Below are 13256 nucleotides of genomic sequence, written 5' to 3' on the forward strand. Positions count from 1 at the left end.
GCGCCGGGCACGCAACGGTTTACTCAGTTGAGCCAGCCATCAGTCAGCCTGAATCGAGGCGAGAGACGATACTCAGGCGCTGGCACTTGAAGGAGTCAGGAACCACCCCGGCGGAATGAGGGCGCTTTCCCATTTGGCTGTAGTGGAGTTCTTACAAACATCATCAGCAGACAAACAGCCGCCACCGACAACGCCTGCAACGAGGGCTATGCCGGCGGGCTCTTGGCCGCGTCGTACCGAGGGCAACCGTCAGGGCTGTTCACCCACCAGGTAGGTCTTGCTGATATGGCGGAACAGCGGGTGGCTGGCGCTGCCCATCAGTTCGAACAGCACCATCTCGCGGGTGACGATCTGTGCCCCGGCGGCGCGCATGCGTGCCAGGCCTGCGGCCTTGCTGGCGGCGGTACGGCTGTCGCAGGCGTCCTCTACCACGAACACCTGTTTGCCCAGGGCGAGCAGGCCGAGCACGGTCTGCAGCACGCAGACGTGGGTTTCCATGCCGCACACGATCACCTGCTCACGGCCCAGCAGGCTGGCCGGCAGGCAGTCGGCGGCGACGCAGGAAAAGTGGGTCTTCTCGACGATGACGGCGCTTGGCGCAACGGCCTTGAGGGATTCGAGGGTGTGGCCAAGGCCTTTTGGGTACTGCTCGGAAATCACCGTAGGCAGCTCCAGGTCGGCGGTGGCTGCCAGCAACCAGCGCGCCCGGGCCTCTGTGCCTGCGGGGTCGCTCATGGCGCCGATGAGTTTTTCCTGGATGTCGACCACCAGCAGCGTGGCGCGTGTTGAATCGATCAGCATTGTCAGCCCCTTGCCTGGAAAACCGTGGCCGTGACGCCACGCAGGCGACAAGCCTCGCCCAGTCAAGGGGTAACGTCAATCAGGCGGTGAGCCGCAACGGTTCGAGTGCGCCGGTGAGCGCACCCAGCACACGGTCTTCATGTTCGTGGATGAAGAAGTGCCCGCCGGGGAACATCTCGAGGCTGAACTCGCCCTGAGATTCGCGGCGCCAGGCCTGCAGCTGTTCGGCGTTGGCGCGGTCGGTGTCGCCGCCGAGCACATGCAGCGGGCAGTGCAACGGCGCCCGCTGACGGTAGGCATAGCGGCCGCACAGCAGGAAGTCGGCGCGCACCACCGGCAGCGTCAGGCTCATCAGCTCTTCGTTGGCCAGCACTTCCTCGGGCGTGCCGCCCAGCTTGCGCAGCTCGGCCAGCAGCGCTTCGTCGCTCTTCGGCTCGCGCCAGTTCGCGCCGTCGTAGTCCTCGCGCCGGGTCGGGGCCGCCGTGCCGCAGGCGAACAGCGCCAAGGGTGGCGGGCAGCCCAGTGCCTGCAGCTCGTGGGCCAGCTCGAAGGCCACCAGCGCCCCCAGGCTGTGCCCGAGCAAGGCGTAGGGAGTGTTGGCCGCCAGGCGTTGCTCGCTGGCCAGTTGCCGGGCCAGGGCCTGCATGTCGGTGTGCAGCGCCTCGCCCAGCCGCGCGCCGCGGCCCGGCAGCTCCACCGGGCGCACCTGCAGCCAGGCCGGCAGCTTGCGCCGCCAGCGGCTGTAGACCATGGCGCTGGCCCCGGAGTACGGCAGGCACAGCAGGTTCACGGTGCTCACTGCGCGGCGGCTGCGGCCATCTGCTGGCGCAGGCTCAGCGGGCGCATGTCGGTCCAGACTTCGTCGATCCAGGCCAGGCAGTCCTGCTTCAGGCCGCTTTTGCCGGCCGCGCGCCAGCCATTGGGGATGGCCTTGTAGTCGGGCCAGATGGAATATTGCTCTTCGTGGTTGATCACTACCTGGAACACGATGTCGTCGCGGTCGAAAACGGAAGTCATTGCCTGTCTCCTTGAATGATGAGGGCCGAATGCGCGGGGCGCAGCGTGGCTCTCAAGGAAACGAAAAGCGCCTGGGGAAAATTAGCCGGGTACGCCGGTCGATGACCTGGCCTGGGCAATGGCGGCCTGGATCGCGCTGCGGGCCTGGGGGCTGTTCTTCCAGCAACTGGAGCCGACCAGGCTGGCGGCGGCTTCGACAATCTGCCGGGCGTCGGCCTGGGCCAGCTGTGCCAGCGAGCTGTAGCCGAGCTGTTCCAGGCGCTGCAGCACGGTCGGGCCAACGCCCTTGACCGCCAGCAGTTGCTCACGTTCATCGGTTGAAAACGCCATCCTCACCTCCTTGTGATGTTGCGGCTTTGCAAGCGCCGCGGATGATGGCATATATCGTCTTCTGCCCGCCAACCCCGCACCTGGAGAACTCCCCCATGCTCGGCGTGACCGACTACGGCGCTTTCGTGATTGCGTTCCTGATCCTGCTGGCGATCCCCGGCCCCGGCAACTTCGCCCTGATCACCGCCACCGGCAAGGGCGGCATCAAGGGCGGGCTGGCCGCCACCTTCGGGGTGATCCTTGGTGACCAGGTGCTGATGTGGCTGGCGGTGGCCGGCGTGGCCACCCTGCTGGCCGCGTACCCGGCAGCCTTCCACGTGGTGCAGTGGGCCGGCGCCGCCTACCTGGCCTGGCTCGGTTTGCGCATGGTACTGAGCAAGCCCGGCGCGGCGCCGCGCGACAGCGGCATGGCCGGCGGCCGCTACCTGCGCCAGACCATGATGATCACCCTGCTCAACCCCAAGGCGATCATGTTCTACATGGCGTTCTTCCCACTGTTCATCGACCCGGTAAAACACCAGGGCATGTTGACCTTCGGCTTCATGGCAGTGACCGTGGCAGCGCTGACCCTGCTCTACGGGCTGGTGGCCGTGCTGCTCACCCACCACCTGGCCGAGCGCATGCGTGCCAGCCCACGGGTCAGCAACCTGCTGGAGCGGTTGGCGGGTGCCTGCCTGGTAGGGTTCGGGATCAAGCTGGCGGCGATGCGCTAGGCACCGCCCAGCAAGTCGTGAGCATCCAGCAGGCGATACGCCACCTGCGGATTGCGCTCCAGGCCACGGCGGATGGCGGCGGGGATCGCCTGACGGGTCTTGCGGCAAAGGCCGGGCAGCGCCTCCAGCTCGATGACGATGCCGCGCATGGTGCGTACCTCGTTGTAGCCGGGGGCGATGTGCACGCGGATGCCGAGGTTCTGGTACAGACGCCCTTGCAGATGGTGGAGGTCGTCGAGGTCCTTGAGGTTTTCCAAGCGCTCGACCAGGCGCTTTTCTTCCTCGCGGGTAAGCAGCAGGATGCGCCGCCCTTCGGCCGGGCCGTCGAGCAGCTGCTCGCGGCCGCAGTCACAGGCGCCCGGGGGGCATGGGTGGCGTAGTGGAGGTTGGTTGGTCATGGGGCAAGGATAGCGCCTTTCATGAGGTTGGCCGCAGGCCTCATAACCTCGGCAAGCCAGGCACTGGCATCGCGTCAACTGGGGCTGCGTTGCAGCCCTTCGCGGGCAAGCCCGCTCCCACAGGTACAGCGCGTGACTCAAGCAATGCGCACATCCTGTGGGAGCGGGCTTGCCCGCGAAGGGCCGCAAGGCGGCCCCAGTCACTCATGGGAACAGCACGACGTCACTTGAACGGGCCTTTCACCCAGCCACTGTGCCAGCCTGATCAGGTAGCCGTCGGGGTCCTGCACCAGGAACTGGAGCAGCCCCACTTCAGCCTCTGCCACCCGGTACCACACCTCCTCGCAGGGCCTGAACAGCGGCCAGCGTTGCTGCTCAAGACGTTCGATCAGTGGCTCGACCGCCACCACGTCGATCTGCAGGTGCATGCCCCGCCCCAGGGGTTTTTCCATCGGGCCGGTAAGCCAGTTGTCATCGGGATCGAGCTGTTCGAGCATGACCTGCGAGCCGTTCAGGTCCAGGTAGGCGAAACGCTGTTCCGGGCGCTGATAGGCGATGTCGAAACCCAGCAGTGAAACCCAGAAACCGAGGCTGGCCTCGAGGTCGCTGACGATCAGTTCGGGGACCAGGCTGTTGCGCTTGAGCATTGCGATCTTCCATGACGTGTTGGTTGGGCTAACCGCTCACAGGGTGTCAGTGCGGGCGCCGGGCGTCCACCAACGCGGTCGCGAGGTGCTGAACGAATGCGCGGTCGGCCGAAAGGCATCGGCCCCTTTCGCGTCAAAACACCCCAGCAGCAAGGCCACCGTGGGCGCATCGTCGATGGCGCCGAGGGAGCTGCCGCAGTTCGGGCAGAAGGCGCGGCTGGAGCCTTCGGATGAGCGATACAGGCTCGGCGCCCCGCCCTCCCCGGTCCACGACACGTCGGCTTTGTCGAACTCCACCCAGCACAGGGTAAGGCTGCCGGAGTGGCGCTGGCACATATGGCAGGAGCAGGTGTGGGGAAACCGCGGCGTCCCGCGAGCGCTGAAGCGGATACGGCCGCACAGGCAGCCGCCGTTGTGAGTAGGCATGGTGGCGCGTCCTTGGCTGATGAAACTGGCAGGACAGTAGCTGGGCACGCTCAACTGTAAAGCGTGAAAATGTTACGGCGATATGCAACGGCGCTATGCTGGCCTGCCAACTGGTAAAGTGCGCGCCCTCCTTTGCACCAATGATGGAAAGCAACCGATGCACAAGATGATCGAGTTCCTCGCGGTGGTGGTGGTGTGCACCGTCATCGGCGTGGCCTGCGAACAGTACGACGTTAACCGCTACCTCAAATGGTTGCTGATGGCCCTGCCGGCGATCGTCTGGGTGCGTCTGCGCAACCCCTTCCTGCGCTGACGGGAGCCAGCATGCACGACCTGCAACTGAACGCCGACCTGTCCCGCCCCGTGACCGTGCACGGCGCCGCATTGCCGTGGCTGCCCAGCCCACTGCCGGGCGTCGAGCGGCGCATGCTGTACCGGGTCGGCGGCGAGCAGGCGCGGGCCACCTCGCTGGTGCGCTATGCGCCGGGCAGCCGTTTCAGTGCCCATGTGCACGGTGCCGGCGAGGAGTTCGTGGTGCTGGAAGGGGTGTTCGAGGATGAGCACGGCCGTTACCCGGTCGGCAGCTACGTGCGCAACCCACCGGGCAGCGCCCATGCCCCGGGCGCAAGCGAGGGTTGTGTGATCTTCGTGCGCCTGCGCCAGTTCCATCCGCAGGATCGCCAGGCGCTGGTGATGCAGTTACCCGCGCAGGGCGGGATGCTGTTCGAAAACGACCATGAACGGGTCTGGCTGCAGGTGCTGCAGCCCGCTGATACATGCCGCTGGGACAGTGGCCGTGGGCTGGAGCTGCTGGTACTGGCCGGCCAGTTGCACGGCTCGGCGGGCAGCCTGCCGACCTGGAGCTGGATGCGTCTGCCGGCGGGGCAGGCCGTCGAACTCAAGGCCGGCAGCGAGGGCGCGCGGGTCTGGCTGAAAGAGGCCGCGCTGAACCTGGGGGGCTAAGCCCCGCCCAGCGCCTCACGGAAGCGCCGGGTGCTGGCCGCAGCCAGCAGCAGCCCGACCACCGCCACGCCCCCGCCAACCATGCCGATATTCGCCACACCCGTTTGGCTGCTGACGATACTGCCCAGCAGCGCACCACCGCCGATGCCGATGTTGTAGATGCCCGAGAACAGCGCCATGGCCACATCGGTGGCGTCCGAGGCGAGCTTGAGGGTCTTGGATTGCAGCGACAGGCTGAAACTGAGGATCGCGATGCCCCAGACCATGCTCAGGCCAGCGAACAGGTAGAAGTTGCCCGACAGCGGCAACAGCAACAGCAGGCACGCCGCCAGCGCACCGATCGAACCGACCAGGAAGCCATGGGGGAAGCGATCGCTGTAGCGACTGAACAGCAGCGAACCGAACACGCCCGCGCCACCGAACAGCAACAGCAGCAGCGTGGTGCGCTCGCCGCCGATCTGCGCCACGTGCAGGGCGAAGGGTTCGATGTAGCTATAGGCCGTGAACTGCGCGGTGATCACCAGCGTCACCAGCACATAGGTGATCACCAGCGCCGGGCGCTTGAACAGGATCGGCAGGCTGCGCAGCGAGCCCGAGTTCTGGCTGGGCAGCAGCGGCAGCGATTTCATCAGGCAGAGCATGGTCGCCAGCGCCACCCCGGCGATGCCCAGGAAGGTCACCCGCCAGCCCAGCGCCTCACCCACCACCCGCCCCAGCGGAATGCCCATGACCATGGCCAGGGTGGTGCCGGTGGCCAGCAGCCCGAGCGCCTTGGCCTGTTGCCCCGGCGGCGCCACCCGCACCGCCAGCGACGCGGTGATTGCCCAGAACACCGCGTGGGCCAGGGCGATGCCGATGCGGCTGACCAGCAGCATGGCGAAGCTTTGCGCCTGCCACGACAGCACATGGCTGACGATGAACACCAGGAACACCAGCAACAGCAGGCGGCGGCGCTCGATGTTGCGGGTCATCAGCATCATCGGCAGCGAGGCCAGCGCCACCACCCAGGCGTAGATGGTCAGCATCAGACCGACCTGCGCGGTGGTCATGTCAAAGCTGCGGCCGATGTCGCTGAGCAGCGCCACCGGGACGAACTCGGTGGTGTTGAAGATGAACGCCGCCAGCGCCAGGGCGATGACGCTCAGCCAGCTGCCGGTGCCGGCGGTGGGCGGCATTGTGGTAGGTACGGGGCCATTCATGTGAAGGGGTGATTCTCCGCGGGCAAGGCAACAGGGCGCGCGCCGGCGGCCGGGGATCAGGGCCGTTGACGCACGTGTTGTTATTGGAAGGATGCCAGGCATGGTACGCATCGAGGCCGGGTGTCACAACCGAACAGATGTTCGCCGGTGTTTTTGCAGCGCCTGTGAGATCGAGCGCCGCCCGCGCGGCGCATCGCTGGCAAGCCAGCTCCCACATTTGTTTCGGGCCAATTATGCCTGTGAGGGTACCGCTGCCCGCCTTGGTGCATGTCTCAAGCCAGCCGCTGGGCCTTCAGCGCCCACGTCGAAATCGAGTCGGGCCAACAAGGCGTACAGCGATGCAGTCACAGGAGTGACTGGCCCGAAACAAATGTGGGAGCTGGCTTGCCAGCGATGCGCCGCGCGGGCGGCGCTCGATCTTGAGGGCGCTGCACCTCTATCGCCCTGCACCTGGTCGCCCTCATGCACCCTCAAAGCAGGCAAACCTTCAGCCCTGCAACGTCGCCATGTCGATCACGAACCGATACTTCACATCCCCGACGATCATCCGCTCATACGCCTGGTTGATGTTGCGGATATCGAGCATCTCGATATCACAGCTGATCCCGTGCTCGGCACAGAACTCAAGCACCTCCTGGGTTTCAGCAATTCCGCCGATCAACGAACCGGCCAGCACCCGGCGCTTCATCACCAGGTTGGCGGCATGCACCGGCGGATCGACCGGTTCGATCAGCCCGACCAGAATATGCACGCCACCGAACGCCAGGGTTTCCAGGTAAGGGTTGAGGTCATGCTGCACCGGAATAGTGTCGAGCAGGAAATCGAAACGCCCGGCAGCGGCGCGCATCTGCTCGGCATCGGTGGACACGATCACATGGTCCGCGCCCTGGCGGCGGGCTTCTTCGGCCTTGCTCGCCGAGCGGGTGAACAGGGTCACTTCGGCGCCCAGCGCCTTGGCGAACTTGATGCCCATGTGGCCCAGGCCGCCCATGCCCAGCACCCCGACCTTGTGGCCAGGGCCGACGCCATGGTGCTTGAGTGGCGAGTAGGTGGTGATGCCGGCGCACAGAATCGGCGCTGCGCTGGCCAGGTCCAGGCCCTGGGGAATGCGCAGCACGAAGTGTTCGCTGACCACGATGCTGTTGGAGTAGCCGCCCATGGTGTTGCTGCCGTCCACACGATCAGGGGTGGCATAAGTCATGGTCGGGCCTTGCAGGCAGTACTGCTCGACGTCCTGACGGCAGGCCTCGCAGTGCCGGCAGGAGTCGACCATGCAGCCCACGCCGACCAGGTCACCGACCTGATAGCGGCTGACTTTTTCGCCCACCGCCGTGACCCGGCCAACGATCTCGTGGCCCGGCATCAGCGGGTACACGGCAATGCCCCACTCGTTGCGCGCCTGGTGAATGTCGGAGTGGCACACGCCGCAGTAGAGGATTTCGATGGCAACGTCATCGGCGCGCGGGCTGCGGCGCTGGAAGGTCATGGGAGCCAGGGGGCTGCTAGGGGTCTGGGCGGCGTAGCCGATGGCGTTGTACATGGGGAACCTCGCAGGAGTGAAACGATTCAGGCGGCGCATTTTGGGCGCCCAAACCGCCCTCGCCCATCGCCGATTCTCCGGCATGCATGCCTGATTCTCCGGAATCGCCAGGCCACCTCTGGCGCTGAACTGCGATTCTGCGAAGATGCCACTGTCCGATTCTCTGCCCAGGTTGACCATGCACCTCACCCGCCATGTGGATGCCAACGCCACGCTTTGCTCATTGATCCGCGGCCTCGCCACGCGCCCAGGCTTCGTCCCAACCATGCTGTCTCAGGTAAAGGTGCTGACCTGGGACCACTACGTGGCCAGCAGCCCGCAGATCTACGAGCCCAGCCTGATCATCCTGGCCCAGGGCAGCAAACTGGCGCGCCTGGGCCCGCGCACCCTGGAGTACGGAGCCGGGCATTACCTGATCCAGGCGCTGTCGGTCCCCTTCATGTGCGAAACCTTCGCCACCCCGGACGCGCCGCTACTGGGTGTAGCGGTGGACATCGACCGGGCGCAGCTGGGTGAGCTGGTGCAAAGCATGAACCTGGCACCGGATCCGGCGGTGCAGGTGCAAACCCCGCAGTCGATGAGCTCGGCGGCGTTGGACGCGGCCATGCGCGACAGCGTCGAACGCCTGCTGCAGTGCCTGCAGGACCCACTGGACGCCAAGGTGCTGGGCCCGGCACGGGTGCGCGAGGTGCTCTATTGCGCCTTGCGCGGGCCACAGGCCGGGGTGCTGCGGGCGCTGGTCGAACAGCAGGGGCACTTCGCCCGCATCGGCGCCGCCCTGGCCTTCCTGCGCGAGCATTACGCCCAAGCCCTGAGCGTGGAAGAGCTGGCCAGCCGGGCCAACATGAGCGTGTCGACCTTCCACGAGCACTTCAAGCGCAGCACCGACCTGGCGCCGATGCAGTACCTCAAGCGCCTGCGCCTGCTCAAGGCCCAGCAGATGCTGATCGGCGAAGGCCTGGGTGTGGCCCAGGCGGCGCACCGGGTCGGCTACCAGAGCACCTCGCAGTTCAGCCGCGAGTACAAGCGCGAGTTCGCCCGCAGCCCAGGGGAAGAGCAGCCGTACCAGAGCTTGCCGGTGTAATGCTGGCAGACCGCCCGGGCACCAGACGCGCAAAAGCAAGAAGGGCGACCCTTTCGGATCGCCCTTCTTGATGCCCGTAAACCGGGACTTTGTTTGGTAGGCACAATTGGACTCGAACCAACGACCCCCACCATGTCAAGGTGGTGCTCTAACCAACTGAGCTATGTGCCTGTCGTGTGGTGCGCATATTAGTGATCGAAGCCCTACCTGTAAAGCGTTTTTTTCAAAAAAATCAAAAACTTTGCGAAACAAGCCAGATTGGCCGGCAAATGGCCAACCTGTGGTTGCTGCAGACCAGCGACATGCTGTCGGTGGCGTCCGGTCGGGTGGAAGGTACAACGGTCGACACAGTAACTTGCATAATGAAAGTTACTAGAGGATAGTCACTCCATCCAAGGCATGACATCCAAGGTCAAGACCATGAAGAAAGCCAGCTTCCAACCCATGCCCTGCCCGGTGGCCCGCGCCCTCGAACACATCGGCGACGGCTGGAGCCTGCTGATCCTGCGCGACGCCTTCTACGGCCTGCGCCGCTTCGATGAGTTCCAGCACAGCCTGGGCATCGCCAGCAACACCCTCACCCGCCGGCTCAACGACCTGACCGCATCAAACCTGCTCGTGCGCCAGCCCTACCAGCACAACCCACCCCGGTTCGAATACCACCTCACCGAGGCCGGCCGAGACCTGCGCCCGGTGATCCTGACCCTGATGGCCTGGGGAGCGAAGCATGCCGAGGGCTCGAAGAAGGTCTACCTCGCCGACGAGCACACCGGCGAGCCGGTTGCCCTGGCGCTGGTGGATACCAACACCGGCCGCCCCATCACTGCGGACGACCACCGGCTGCGCATTTCGCCCGATGCCGACCCGCTGACCCATTGGCGCGCCGAAACCGGGCGGGCCCACCGCCAGGGCGATGCCCTGGCCAGCCCCCTCCCCAGCCAAGCCTCTGCAGAGGACTGAACGCCATGAACGCTCACGTTGCCCCCACCCCCGAGCAGTCCGCCCCGCCCACGACTAACAAGCCGGGCAGGAAAAAAGCGGCCTTGCGCCTGGCCGCGCTGGCACTCGCGGTGGTCGGCGCCGTGGGCTATGCCGGCCACTGGTGGTCGAGCGCGCGTTTCATCGAAGACACCGACGATGCCTACGTGGGCGCCGACGTCACCGTGATCAGCGCCAAAGTGCCGGGGTATATCAGCGAAGTCGCGGTGCTGGACAACCAGTTCGTCAAAGCCGGTGACCTGCTGGCGCGCATCGATGTGCGCGACTACCAGGCGGCACTGGCCAAAGCCGACGGCGCCGTGGCCGCGCAACGGGCTCGCCTGGCCAACCTGGATGCAGTCGAGCTGCTGCAGCAGGCCATCATCAGCCAGGCCAAGGCCCAGATCGACGCGCGCAGCGCTGAGGCGCAAAGGGCCCAGCACGACCGCGCCCGTTACCAGACCCTGGTGAACAGCCAGGCGGTTTCGGTGCAAAGTGCCCAGCAGGTCGAAGCCACCTGGAAAACCGCGCTGGCCGACCGCGCCCACGCCGATGCAGGGTTACTGGCGGCGCGCCAGCAACTGGCGGTGATCGGCACCCAGCGTGAGCAGGCCCTTGCGGCCCTGGCCCAAACCGAAGCGGACCGCCAGCAGGCGCAACTGAACATCGGCTACACCGAACTGCGCGCTCCGGTGGACGGTTATGTGGGCAACCGCCGGGCCAAGGTGGGGGCTTATGCCGCCGCCGGTAGCCAGTTGATTTCGGTGGTACCCGCCCACGGCCTGTGGGTGGACGCCAATTTCAAGGAGGATCAGCTCTCCCGCATGCAGGTGGGCCAGGCCGTCAAGGTTACCGCCGACATCCTGCCGGGCCGCACCTTCCAGGGCCACGTCGAGAGCATCGCGCCGGCTACGGGCGCACAGTTCAGCGTGCTGCCCGCCGAGAACGCCACGGGCAACTTCACCAAGATCGTGCAACGGGTGCCGGTACGCGTTCGCCTGCAAGGCAGCGATGCCGAATTCGGCGCGCTGCGCCCGGGCCTGTCGGTGGTTGCCGAAGTCGATACCAGGCCCCAGCCCCTGCCGCAGCCTGAGGTTGCGTCGGCAGGCCGGCCGTGATCAGCGAACTGCCCGCCCTCAGCCCCGCGCAAAAGGTCACGGCCTTTGCCTGCATGTGCGTCGGGATGTTCATTGCCCTGATCGATATCCAGATTGTCTCGGCGTCACTGAAGGACATCGGAGGCGGGCTCTCTGCCGGCGCCGACGACACCGCCTGGGTGCAGACGGCCTACTTGATCGCGGAGATCATCGTCATCCCATTGTCGGGCTGGCTGTCGCGGGTGATGAGCACACGCTGGCTGTTCGCCGCCTCGGCCGCCGGCTTCACCCTGACCAGCCTGCTGTGCGCATTGGCCTGGAACATCCAGAGCATGATCGCCTTTCGCGCACTGCAAGGGTTTCTCGGCGGGTCGATGATCCCGCTGGTATTCACCACAGCGTTCATCTACTTCAGTGGCAAGCAACGGGTGATCGCCGCCTCGGTGATCGGCGCCATCGCTTCGCTTGCCCCCACCCTGGGCCCGGCGGTGGGTGGTTTGATCACCGATATCTCGTCCTGGCACTGGCTGTTCTACATCAACCTGGTGCCCGGCCTGTTCGTCACCGTCGCCGTGCCGCTTCTGGTCAAGGTCGACCGCCCCAACCTGGCCTTGCTCAAGGGCGCCGACTACCTGGGCATGGGCTTGATGGCGCTGTTTCTGGGCTGCCTGGAATACACCCTGGAAGAAGGCCCGCGCTGGAACTGGTTCAGTGACAGCATCATCGCCACCACGGCCTGGGTGGCCGCCATCTGCGGTGTGTTGTTCGTCTGGCGCAGCCTGAAGATCGACGACCCCATTGTTGATCTGCGCGCCCTGCGCGAGCGCAACTTTGCCCTGGGCTGCCTGTTTTCCTTCATTACCGGGATCGGGATTTTCGCCACGATCTACCTCACACCACTGTTCCTCGGCCGGGTTCGCGGCTACGGCGCACTGGATATCGGCCTGGCGGTGTTCTCCACCGGGGTGTTCCAGTTGCTGGCCATCCCGGTCTACGCCTTTCTGGCCAACCGCGTGGACCTGCGCTGGATCCTGATGCTGGGGTTGGCGCTGTTCGGCATTTCGATGTGGGACTTCTCGTCGATCACCCATGACTGGGGCGCCAAGGAACTGCTGCTGCCCCAGGCCATACGCGGGTTCGCCCAGCAGATGGCGGTGCCGCCGACCGTCACCCTGACCCTGGGCGCACTGTCGCCGGCGCGCCTGAAACTGGCCTCGGGACTGTTCAACCTGATGCGAAACCTCGGTGGCGCGATCGGCATCGCGGCCTGTGCGACCGTGCTCAACGATCGCACCAACCTGCACTTCCTGCGCCTGGCCGAACACCTGAACGCCAGTAACGAGGGCATGAACCGCTGGCTCGAGCAATGGCGCGACAACGCCCAGGCACTGGGCCAGAACAGCCTCGACGCCGGCCAGGCGGCGTTGCACCAGCTGTGGGGCCTGACCTGGCGCGAAGCGCAGACGCTGACCTTTGCCGATGCGTTCCTGGTGATCATGCTGTGCTTTGCCGTCGCCACCCTGCTGGTGCCCCTGATGCGCAAGGTCCAGCCGCCGCCACAGCCATCAGCCGACGCGCATTGATACCCCGCGCCCGGACAAGGTGCACAGGGCGTGCCCTTCAAGGAATGACGAAGTTCACCTCGATGTTCCCACGCGTCGCCTTGGAGTACGGGCAGATCTGATGGGCTTCGTCCACCAGGCTCTTCTTGTCCACTTGCGCCAGGCCTGGCAGGTGCACGGTCAGTTGGGCGGCCAGGATGAAACCGCCGTCGGCGCTGTTGCCCAGGGAGACTTCGGCATCCACCGCCACACCTTCCGGTAGGCGTAATTCGAGCTTCTGCCCCGCCCGGCGCAAGGCGCCGATGAAGCAGGCCGACCAGCCAATGGCCAGCAGCTGTTCAGGGTTGGTACCAGGGCGGCCGGAGCCGGGCGGGCTCAATGCCAGGTCAAGCTCGCCGTCGATGGCCTGGCCGCGTCCGTCGCGGCCACCGCTGGTGTGGGTGCGGGCGGTGTAGAGGATGGTGGTCTGCTGGGTCATGCTGCTGCTCCTTCACAAAGGTA

17 protein-coding genes and 1 tRNA gene are annotated in these 13256 nt (G+C 65.8%); 7 read left to right on the forward strand and 11 right to left on the reverse strand.

Annotated elements, in window-relative coordinates:
• Positions 1-249: 249 nt before the first annotated feature.
• The 4 genes from LOY51_RS16510 to LOY51_RS16525 all read right to left on the reverse strand — a co-directional run bounded on the left by LOY51_RS16510 (position 250) and on the right by LOY51_RS16525 (position 2148).
• Positions 250-801: a hydrolase gene (locus LOY51_RS16510; RefSeq protein WP_125859006.1), complete on the reverse strand. Its 552-nt coding sequence runs from the start codon at positions 799-801 to the stop codon at positions 250-252.
• Positions 802-880: 79 nt separating this feature from the next.
• Complete coding sequence (locus tag LOY51_RS16515; protein ID WP_258642147.1) at positions 881-1600, reverse strand: thioesterase II family protein; 720 nt, start codon at positions 1598-1600, stop codon at positions 881-883.
• On the reverse strand, positions 1597-1818 hold the full coding sequence (locus tag LOY51_RS16520) for an MbtH family protein (protein WP_110994763.1): 222 nt from the start codon (positions 1816-1818) through the stop codon (positions 1597-1599). The genes LOY51_RS16515 and LOY51_RS16520 overlap by 4 nt, the downstream gene beginning before the upstream one ends.
• A gap of 81 nt (positions 1819-1899) precedes the next feature.
• Positions 1900-2148 (reverse strand): helix-hairpin-helix domain-containing protein, encoded by a 249-nt coding sequence (locus LOY51_RS16525; protein WP_125464469.1) that lies wholly within the window; start codon positions 2146-2148, stop codon positions 1900-1902.
• Positions 2149-2243: 95 nt separating this feature from the next.
• On the opposite strand from LOY51_RS16525, the gene LOY51_RS16530 reads away from it, so the two are divergent.
• Positions 2244-2861, forward strand: coding sequence for a LysE family transporter (locus tag LOY51_RS16530; protein ID WP_110994761.1), 618 nt, complete (start codon positions 2244-2246; stop codon positions 2859-2861).
• On the opposite strand, the gene LOY51_RS16535 is transcribed toward LOY51_RS16530, so the two are convergent.
• From LOY51_RS16535 to LOY51_RS16545, 3 genes are all read right to left on the reverse strand, one after another.
• A complete protein-coding gene (locus LOY51_RS16535; protein WP_125859008.1) occupies positions 2858-3259 on the reverse strand; it encodes a hypothetical protein in 402 nt (133 codons plus the stop codon). The genes LOY51_RS16530 and LOY51_RS16535 overlap by 4 nt on opposite strands.
• Positions 3260-3459: 200 nt before the next feature.
• A complete protein-coding gene (locus tag LOY51_RS16540) occupies positions 3460-3906 on the reverse strand; it encodes a bleomycin resistance protein (protein WP_258642151.1) in 447 nt (148 codons plus the stop codon).
• A 36-nt stretch (positions 3907-3942) separates the two neighbouring features.
• Positions 3943-4332 (reverse strand): GFA family protein, encoded by a 390-nt coding sequence (locus LOY51_RS16545; protein ID WP_258642153.1) that lies wholly within the window; start codon positions 4330-4332, stop codon positions 3943-3945.
• Between the two features lie 157 nt (positions 4333-4489).
• Here LOY51_RS16545 and LOY51_RS16550 point away from each other — a divergent pair, with 157 nt between their 5' ends.
• A complete protein-coding gene (locus LOY51_RS16550) occupies positions 4490-4645 on the forward strand; it encodes a hypothetical protein (protein WP_153788526.1) in 156 nt (51 codons plus the stop codon).
• Between the two features lie 11 nt (positions 4646-4656).
• Entirely contained in the window at positions 4657-5295 is a 639-nt protein-coding gene (locus LOY51_RS16555) for a cupin domain-containing protein (protein ID WP_223811833.1), read from the forward strand.
• Here LOY51_RS16555 and LOY51_RS16560 read toward each other — a convergent pair.
• Complete coding sequence (locus LOY51_RS16560; RefSeq protein WP_110994757.1) at positions 5292-6494, reverse strand: sugar transporter; 1203 nt, start codon at positions 6492-6494, stop codon at positions 5292-5294. The genes LOY51_RS16555 and LOY51_RS16560 overlap by 4 nt on opposite strands.
• A gap of 487 nt (positions 6495-6981) precedes the next feature.
• Positions 6982-8034 (reverse strand): NAD(P)-dependent alcohol dehydrogenase, encoded by a 1053-nt coding sequence (locus tag LOY51_RS16565; protein ID WP_125464475.1) that lies wholly within the window; start codon positions 8032-8034, stop codon positions 6982-6984.
• A 178-nt stretch (positions 8035-8212) separates the two neighbouring features.
• Here LOY51_RS16565 and LOY51_RS16570 point away from each other — a divergent pair, with 178 nt between their 5' ends.
• Positions 8213-9118, forward strand: a complete 906-nt coding sequence (locus tag LOY51_RS16570) for an AraC family transcriptional regulator (protein ID WP_125859011.1) — start codon at positions 8213-8215, stop codon at positions 9116-9118.
• A gap of 94 nt (positions 9119-9212) precedes the next feature.
• Here the strand turns inward: LOY51_RS16570 and LOY51_RS16575 are convergent.
• A tRNA-Val gene (locus LOY51_RS16575) sits at positions 9213-9289 on the reverse strand.
• Between the two features lie 249 nt (positions 9290-9538).
• Here LOY51_RS16575 and LOY51_RS16580 point away from each other — a divergent pair.
• From LOY51_RS16580 to LOY51_RS16590, 3 genes are read left to right on the forward strand one after another with little or no spacing between them, the layout of a single operon-like run.
• Positions 9539-10078, forward strand: a complete 540-nt coding sequence (locus LOY51_RS16580) for a winged helix-turn-helix transcriptional regulator (RefSeq protein WP_125859012.1) — start codon at positions 9539-9541, stop codon at positions 10076-10078.
• 5 nt (positions 10079-10083) lie between these two features.
• Positions 10084-11214 carry an HlyD family secretion protein gene (locus tag LOY51_RS16585; protein WP_125859013.1) on the forward strand — a complete coding sequence of 377 codons (1131 nt, stop codon included), beginning with the start codon at positions 10084-10086 and terminating at the stop codon, positions 11212-11214.
• Between the two features lie 53 nt (positions 11215-11267).
• Entirely contained in the window at positions 11268-12776 is a 1509-nt protein-coding gene (locus LOY51_RS16590) for a DHA2 family efflux MFS transporter permease subunit (RefSeq protein ID WP_258646669.1), read from the forward strand.
• A 37-nt stretch (positions 12777-12813) separates the two neighbouring features.
• Here LOY51_RS16590 and LOY51_RS16595 read toward each other — a convergent pair whose 3' ends face one another.
• Positions 12814-13233 carry an organic hydroperoxide resistance protein gene (locus LOY51_RS16595; RefSeq protein ID WP_125464480.1) on the reverse strand — a complete coding sequence of 140 codons (420 nt, stop codon included), beginning with the start codon at positions 13231-13233 and terminating at the stop codon, positions 12814-12816.
• Positions 13234-13256: the final 23 nt, after the last annotated feature.

Origin of the sequence: Pseudomonas sichuanensis, assembly GCF_024749065.1 — a bacterium.
GTDB lineage: Bacteria > Pseudomonadota > Gammaproteobacteria > Pseudomonadales > Pseudomonadaceae > Aquipseudomonas > Aquipseudomonas sichuanensis.

Bases quoted from the DNA above. Each gene is read 5' to 3' on its own strand.
- LOY51_RS16585 (WP_125859013.1), top strand. From the start codon at position 10,084: ATGAACGCTCACGTTGCCCCCACCCCCGAGCAGTCCGCCCCGCCCACG.
- LOY51_RS16560 (WP_110994757.1), bottom strand. From the start codon at position 6,494: ATGAATGGCCCCGTACCTACCACAATGCCGCCCACCGCCGGCACCGGC.
- LOY51_RS16540 (WP_258642151.1), bottom strand. From the start codon at position 3,906: ATGCTCAAGCGCAACAGCCTGGTCCCCGAACTGATCGTCAGCGACCTC.
- LOY51_RS16545 (WP_258642153.1), bottom strand. From the start codon at position 4,332: ATGCCTACTCACAACGGCGGCTGCCTGTGCGGCCGTATCCGCTTCAGC.
- LOY51_RS16580 (WP_125859012.1), top strand. From the start codon at position 9,539: ATGAAGAAAGCCAGCTTCCAACCCATGCCCTGCCCGGTGGCCCGCGCC.
- LOY51_RS16510 (WP_125859006.1), bottom strand. From the start codon at position 801: ATGCTGATCGATTCAACACGCGCCACGCTGCTGGTGGTCGACATCCAG.
- LOY51_RS16595 (WP_125464480.1), bottom strand. From the start codon at position 13,233: ATGACCCAGCAGACCACCATCCTCTACACCGCCCGCACCCACACCAGC.
- LOY51_RS16535 (WP_125859008.1), bottom strand. From the start codon at position 3,259: ATGACCAACCAACCTCCACTACGCCACCCATGCCCCCCGGGCGCCTGT.
- LOY51_RS16590 (WP_258646669.1), top strand. From the start codon at position 11,268: ATGTGCGTCGGGATGTTCATTGCCCTGATCGATATCCAGATTGTCTCG.
- LOY51_RS16570 (WP_125859011.1), top strand. From the start codon at position 8,213: ATGCACCTCACCCGCCATGTGGATGCCAACGCCACGCTTTGCTCATTG.
- LOY51_RS16525 (WP_125464469.1), bottom strand. From the start codon at position 2,148: ATGGCGTTTTCAACCGATGAACGTGAGCAACTGCTGGCGGTCAAGGGC.
- LOY51_RS16520 (WP_110994763.1), bottom strand. From the start codon at position 1,818: ATGACTTCCGTTTTCGACCGCGACGACATCGTGTTCCAGGTAGTGATC.
- LOY51_RS16530 (WP_110994761.1), top strand. From the start codon at position 2,244: ATGCTCGGCGTGACCGACTACGGCGCTTTCGTGATTGCGTTCCTGATC.
- LOY51_RS16555 (WP_223811833.1), top strand. From the start codon at position 4,657: ATGCACGACCTGCAACTGAACGCCGACCTGTCCCGCCCCGTGACCGTG.
- LOY51_RS16550 (WP_153788526.1), top strand. From the start codon at position 4,490: ATGCACAAGATGATCGAGTTCCTCGCGGTGGTGGTGGTGTGCACCGTC.
- LOY51_RS16565 (WP_125464475.1), bottom strand. From the start codon at position 8,034: ATGTACAACGCCATCGGCTACGCCGCCCAGACCCCTAGCAGCCCCCTG.